Below are 6,462 nucleotides of genomic sequence, written 5' to 3' on the forward strand. Positions count from 1 at the left end.
TGGATGAACTGGAATGAAGATCTGGAGCATGTTGGGAAAATGACCGGTGTTGTACACGGTATCCTGTCCCACGATGGCGATACAGCACTGGTGCTCTTGAACACTGGCGTCGCTGTGGAGGTATCTGCGACTCATCTGCCAGTACCCGGGGACACCGTTGTTGAAGGTGAGTTGTCTGTATAAATGGCCCGAATCGACTGGCTTGCGATGCAAGAGGAGTTCACTGCTGAGCACGCAGCCTCTGGCATCAGTGTGAAAGAGTGGTGCGAGAAACAGGGCCTCAACTACCAATCTGCGCGGCGCCATATCAAGTTTCGAACTGCGCAAACTGCGCATTCAGATGTGCGCAATGCGCAAAGTGCGCAGTCCAAAGTGCGCACAATTGCGCACTCTGAGAAGAATGCGCAACCCAAGGGGAATGAGGCTAAGGCCAGAGGGGGAGAGGGAGGAGAGAGAAAGTCATCTTCACCTCCACACGCCTCGGCCGATTCAGGCCAAAAAACGAAAAACAAAGGGCGTGACGATGCTGGCCGCTTCGTTCGTGGCGAGTATGAGGGCAACCCGAATCCGCAGGCGAACATCAAGCCAGGCATGCAGATTGCCAAGACCCACGGCGGTTACGCGCAGTTCCTCGATGCGCCCGAACTGTTCGACCAGGCCGAGGAACTGAGGCTAAGGGATGAGCTGATATTTACCCGGGCGCGCGTTATCTCTGTCACCAAGACCTTGAAGGCGTTGCAGCAGGATCTCGCTGCGGCAACCGAGATGGCCGACAGGCTCGCCCTCTATGAAAAGCTCCTGAAAGCCGAGCAGGCCCTCGACCGGAACATCCAGCGCATTGAGTCCATCGAACGCACCCTGAGCACGATGCGGATTGATGAGGTAACTGGGCCAAAGATTGAGGCCGACACCAAGCGCATTGAGGCGGCTACCCGCAAGCTGACAGCAGAGGCTGATAGGTTGGAGAAGGATGGTGGCAGTGAGTCAACTCCTGTCAGTGAGATGGTATCTGAACTACAGGGTATGGGTACCGGTGGACTGATGTCGTGATAATATTGGCCGGTATTTTGGGTGAGGGATGTAATGAGAATTTACGGTAAAAATGAGGCAGGTGAGGCTGTTTATATTGCTGATTGCCCGCTCCCGAAAGCAGCCTATGCCGAGTTAGATTCTGGACATAGCTTTCACCTAGAACTGCAGCCCGTAGTGCCTCTTGGCAATCGCTGTGCAAAACAGCCCAGCTCTGTAATGAGCGAGCGCATCCTCCTTGAGCCATATCGCCTTTACCGTAACAAGATATTGGTTGAGATGGGGGCAATAATTGCCGATCCCCTTCACTTGAGGATGCTCGCGGATAACATTCAAGAACTCGCTGCAGTTAGATTAGAGGCGCAGGCAGTTGTAGACTCCTGGACAGTAGAACCTCAAGAACGCTAGTAGCTTCATATCAGTACACTAACCCGCTTCGGCGGGTTTTTTATTGCCTGAGACCCGCCAATGACCGAACCCGACATCTCCGCCATGACTGAGCAGGAGCAGATGGCCTACATCCGCTCGAAGCTCGGTGATAAGTGGTGGCGGATGAACAACCTCTACATGATCGAGAACGAGCAGGGCCAGCTGGTGCGCTTCCGGCTGCGCCCGGCGCAAGAGCTGCTGTTCAAGACCATGTGGTGGCTGAACATTGTATTGAAGGCACGCCAAATAGGGTTCTCTACAGCCATCGATATCTATCTGCTCGATGAGGCGCTGTTCAACAAGAACATCAAGTGCGGGATCATCGCCCAGGACTTGGCTGCAGCAGGCGAGATATACCGTACCAAGATTGAAGTCCCTTTCGATAACCTGCCCGGCTGGCTCAAGGCGCAGTTCCCAGTGGTCGCACGGCGTGGCGGGGCAAACGGCGGTCACATCCTGTTCCGGCATGGCTCAAGCATCCAGGTGGCCACGTCCTTCCGATCGGGCACTGTTCAACGCCTGCATGTCTCTGAGCATGGGAAGATCTGCGCCAAGTACCCCGAGAAAGCCAAAGAGGTTCGCACCGGTACCCTGCAGGCTATCCACCCGGGCGCCGTGGCATTCATCGAATCAACGGCTGAAGGTGTGGGCGGTGATTTCCACGCCATGAGCATGAAGTCGCTGGAGCTCAGCAGAACCGGTGGCGAGCTCAGCCAGCTCGACTGGAAGTTTCACTTCTTCGCCTGGTGGCAAGACCCCAAGTATCGCGACGAAGTGCCGGCATCCGGTGTGGTGGCCAGCAAAGCTCAGCTGGAATACTTCGCTGCGGTAGAGAAGGCGATGGGCTGCACCATTAGTGATGAACAACGCCAATGGTATGTGCTCAAAGAGGCGACCCTGGGCACTGAGATGAAGCAGGAGTTTCCCAGCACGCCGCTAGAGGCGTTTCTGACCTCTGGTCGCCGGGTGTTTGACCCGATAGTGACGATGGAGGCGGAAGGTGACTGCATTGCACCACTCATCGTCTATGACATCGACCCCGTTACCGGCACGCGCCATAAGGCACGCAAGCCAGAGCGACTGGACGAGCAGGGCCAGCGGTCGCTCGAGAACATGCTGCTGGTGTGGGAGCTGCCCGATCCCGATGAGGATTACGCCATCGGCGGTGACGTGGCAGAGGGGCTTGAACACGGTGACCGGTCATCATTAGATGTGGTGGCCAGAAGCGATGGTCGCCAGGTAGCGCACTGGTATGGGCACCTGGATCCCGGGCTCTTTGCGCAACTGCTGGCCCACGTTGGCAAGTTCTACGGCAGTGCAGAGCATGGACCAGCTTACATCGGCCCAGAGCGCAACAACCATGGCCATGCTGTGGTACTCAAGCTGCGAGAGCTTTACCCCATCCGCCGTATCTACACCCAAGAGCACATCGACCGTGACCGAGATGATGAGACCCCACGCTTGGGCTGGCTCACTACCAGGCAATCCAAGCCACTCCTAGTTGATGGCCTCAAGACCCTGCTGCGTGCCGGCCAATCGGGGATCCGCTGGATCGGTACCATTTCCGAAGCAACCACCTTTGTCTACGACAAGAACGGCAGCATGAACGCTCAGGAAGGCTGTTACGACGACCAGCTGATGAGCTACATGATTGCCCAAGAAATGCGCGCCAGAATGCCTGCTCGCATCGTCAAACCTGAATCCGCCCGTAAACCTAAGCACTGGATGGCCAACTGATGATCAATGCCCAGCCCAAGGCCCCTGAAAAAGGCGGCCTCGATACCGCACGCCTGCTCAAATTGATGAGCGACATCAACGGCCAGCCAGACTGGCGCTCGATGGCGAACCGCGCATGTGCCTACTACGACGGTGATCAGCTGCCTCCCGAGGTGAGCAAGGTGCTCAAAGAGCGTGGCCAACCCATCACCATGCACAACCTGATCGCCCCAACCATTGATGGGGTGCTGGGCATGGAGGCCAAGAGCCGGACTGAGCTGATGGTGATCGCCGATGACCACGACGAAGAGATCGAGCTGTTGGCCGAAGCTGTGAACGCGGAATACGCCGATATGTGCCGCCTTGGCGGCTTAGACCGAGCCCGGGGAGGGGCCTACGCTGGCCAAATCAAAGCGGGATTGGAGTGGATTGAGGTCTGTCGCCGTGATGACCCGTTTGGTCCGCGCTACAAGTTCAGCAACGTCCACCGGGATGAGGTGTTCTGGGACTGGCATAGCCGCGAGCCTGACTTGAGCGATTGCCGATGGCTGATGCGCCGGCGCTGGTTTGATGTCGATGAAGCCAAGACCATGCTCCCGAGCAAAGCGGACATCTTGGAGCGCAGCATCAATGACTGGGCGGATATTGTGAACCTGACCTCCATAGAAGGGATGGATCCCAACCTAGTCAGTGCGTATGAGGAGTGGAGCCAGTTCAGCAGCAAAGAGGTAGAGTGGTGCAGTAGAGAGCGGGACCGTGTGCTGCTGCAGGTGGTTTACTACCGCACTTACACCACGCGCCAGGTACTGTTGCTCGATTCGGGTCGAGCACTGGAGTTCAACAAGGGCAACCAGCTGCACCGTGCCGCTGTTGCTATGGGCAGAGCCAGGGTTGAACGTCGCCCAGTGGCCGTAATCCGAGAGTCCTGGTTTGTCGGCCCTCATCACCTGGTAGACCGTCCCTGTTCAGCGCCGCACAACATGTATCCCCTGGTCCCGTTCTGGGGATACCGAAAGGATCGCACCGGAGAGCCCTATGGTTTGATTGCCCGGGCCATGCCGGCACAGGACGAAGTGAACCTGCGCCGTATCAAGCTGACCTTCTTGTTGCAGGCCAAGCGCGTCATCATGGATAAGGACGCCACCAACATGAGCCGAGCCCAGGTGCTGGAGGAGGTTGAGCGTCCTGATGGCTACATCGAGCTCAACCCGGAGCGCCAGAACAAAACCAGCGTGAGTGATGCCTTCAAGGTTGAGCAGGACTTCAACGTGGCAGCCCAGCAGTTCGAGGTGATGCAGGATTCGGTCAAGCTCATCCAGGACACCATGGGCGTCTATGCAGCATTCCTGGGGCAGGGCACAACAGGCCAATCCGGAGTGGCGATAAGCAACCTGGTGGAGCAGGGGGCCACCACGCTATCTGAGATAAACGACAACTACCGCATGGGCTGCCAGCTCGTAGGCCAGCTGGCCCTGTCGTATCTACTGGAAGACATGGCCAACAAGCGAAACTACAAGGTGACTATCAACCGGGATGACCCACGCCGGCGTAAGGCGGTAGTGCTCAACGTCGAGGCGGAAGATGGCCAACTGACCAACGATGTGACTCGGTTGCGGGCGCATATCGCACTGGCGCCAATCCAGCAGACTGCGGCCTACAAGCAGCAACTGGCCGAACGGATGACTCAGGCGATGGCCCAGCTGCCGCCAGAAGCGGCTGCAGCATGCTTTGACTTGCTCGTGGAGCTGATGGACGTGCCGCGTAAAGCGGAGTTTGTAGAGCGGATCCGCAACGCCCTGAACATCCAGAAAGACCCAGAAGAGATGAGCGACGAGGAGCGCGCCGCCGCAGAGCAGCAGGCCCAAGTTGCCCAGATTCAGCAGGAAATGACCATGCGCGAGATGCAGGCCAAGCTGGCAGAACTGGAAGGCAAGGCCGCAAAGTGGCAGGCGGAAGCTCAGCGCATTGCCAAGCTGACCGACTCCATCCGGTTCGAGGATGCGCTCAAGCAGGCGCAGACCGGGAAGACCCTGCAGGAGATGGAAAGACTGGCAGCCGAGCGGGATACGCTTCAGAGCGAGCAGGCGGTGCTGCAGGCTCAGCTACTGGAAACCATTCAGCAGCAGATTGATGCGATAGCGCTCTGATAGTTGCTTTTATAAACACCCAGCGTTAGCATTTCCCCAACATGGCCCAGTCTATCAAGATTGGGCTTTTTTGTTTGTCACATGTGACAGTTGTTACTAAATATCAAACGCAGAATAATTTCAGGTGAGTCCAATTACCGCCTGTAGTGTCATGCTCTATTGCCCGCCTTGTGCGGGCTTTTTTGTATCCGGCCCTCGCCGGGGAGCGCTTTTGCGAGAGCGTTCCCCCGCTTGGGCAGCGATACCACCCACGAAAACCTACGAGGACGACCATGAAAACGAGCATCGAAAACCTGACCGGTACTGAGAGCCTGGATGAACTGGAAGCCATGTTGGCCGAAATCGAGCAAGCGCCCGATGTCGAGCTGAACAATGGCACTGCTACCGAGCAAACGGACGTAGAACCCGCGCCGTCGGCGGGTGAGGGGGCAGCCGGCACCGACCAGAGCACGGTAACGAGTACGGCACAGGAGGGCGATGATGCAGCCAAGGAGCCTGAGAAGGTGATCTTGGCGAAAGGTGGTCAACACACCATCCCTTACGAGGTGCTTGAACATGCACGCCATGAGGCCAAGGAACTGCGGGAGCAGTTGGCCAGTGCGCAGCAGGTTCAGGCTGAAAGGGATAAGTTGCAGGCGTTGCTGGATAAACACGGGATCAATCCCGATGTTGATCCTGATGACATCAGCCCGGACGAGCTGGATCTGCTGGCGCAGGACTACCCGGAGATCGGTAAAGCCCTGACGGCAGTTGCTCGCAAGCTCCACAAGCTGGAGTCACAGGCAGCACCGCAACACGATCAACCCACGGCAAACCCCGTTCAGGCCGCGCTGCAGGCGGTACCCGAGCTGGCCGAGTGGCGTGATCAAGACCAGGACCGCTTTGATTTCGCCCTGGCTATCGATGACAAGCTGCGGGTTGACCCGGCATGGAGCGATAAGTCCCTCGAGGCACGCTTTGCTGAGGTTGCACGTCGCACCAAACTGGCCTTTGGCGATGAGGTCGCTCCTCCTCCTGCCAAGGCACCCAGTAAGGATGCAGACAAGCCCGCGGACTTTATCCCGTCCAGCCCATCAGAACTCGGCCAAACCCATCATGCTCCAGCTACTGGGATGGAGCGCTACGGCGCCATGTCCCAGGC

At 57.6% G+C, this 6,462-nt stretch carries 6 protein-coding genes; all 6 read left to right on the forward strand.

Translation table 11 applies throughout. The features are described 5' to 3' along the window. Nucleotides 1–3: 3 nt before the first annotated feature. A complete protein-coding gene (locus AACT07_RS18860) occupies nt 4–183 on the forward strand; it encodes a hypothetical protein (protein WP_069529520.1) in 180 nt (59 codons plus the stop codon). Continuing rightward, entirely contained in the window at nt 184–1,050 is an 867-nt protein-coding gene (locus AACT07_RS18865; protein WP_069529505.1) for a terminase, read from the forward strand. It begins immediately after the preceding gene. Nucleotides 1,051–1,083: 33 nt separating this feature from the next. Beyond that, a complete protein-coding gene (locus AACT07_RS18870) occupies nt 1,084–1,437 on the forward strand; it encodes a hypothetical protein (protein ID WP_069529507.1) in 354 nt (117 codons plus the stop codon). A 60-nt stretch (nt 1,438–1,497) separates the two neighbouring features. Continuing rightward, nucleotides 1,498–3,195 (forward strand): terminase, encoded by a 1,698-nt coding sequence (locus AACT07_RS18875; protein WP_069529509.1) that lies wholly within the window; start codon nt 1,498–1,500, stop codon nt 3,193–3,195. Then, nucleotides 3,195–5,321 carry a portal protein gene (locus AACT07_RS18880; RefSeq protein WP_069529510.1) on the forward strand — a complete coding sequence of 709 codons (2,127 nt, stop codon included), beginning with the start codon at nt 3,195–3,197 and terminating at the stop codon, nt 5,319–5,321. The genes AACT07_RS18875 and AACT07_RS18880 overlap by 1 nt, the downstream gene beginning before the upstream one ends. A 272-nt stretch (nt 5,322–5,593) precedes the next feature. After that, the coding region (locus tag AACT07_RS18885) for a hypothetical protein (protein ID WP_069529512.1) at nt 5,594–6,462 on the forward strand (869 nt) is incomplete at its 3' end.

The sequence above is a fragment of the Aeromonas sp. ANP5 genome (genome assembly GCF_963870295.1).
In the GTDB taxonomy this organism is placed as follows: Bacteria; Pseudomonadota; Gammaproteobacteria; order Enterobacterales; family Aeromonadaceae; genus Aeromonas; species Aeromonas veronii.

Bases quoted from the DNA above. Each gene is read 5' to 3' on its own strand.
- AACT07_RS18860 (WP_069529520.1), top strand. From the start codon at position 4: ATGAACTGGAATGAAGATCTGGAGCATGTTGGGAAAATGACCGGTGTT.
- AACT07_RS18865 (WP_069529505.1), top strand. From the start codon at position 184: ATGGCCCGAATCGACTGGCTTGCGATGCAAGAGGAGTTCACTGCTGAG.
- AACT07_RS18870 (WP_069529507.1), top strand. From the start codon at position 1,084: ATGAGAATTTACGGTAAAAATGAGGCAGGTGAGGCTGTTTATATTGCT.
- AACT07_RS18875 (WP_069529509.1), top strand. From the start codon at position 1,498: ATGACCGAACCCGACATCTCCGCCATGACTGAGCAGGAGCAGATGGCC.
- AACT07_RS18880 (WP_069529510.1), top strand. From the start codon at position 3,195: ATGATCAATGCCCAGCCCAAGGCCCCTGAAAAAGGCGGCCTCGATACC.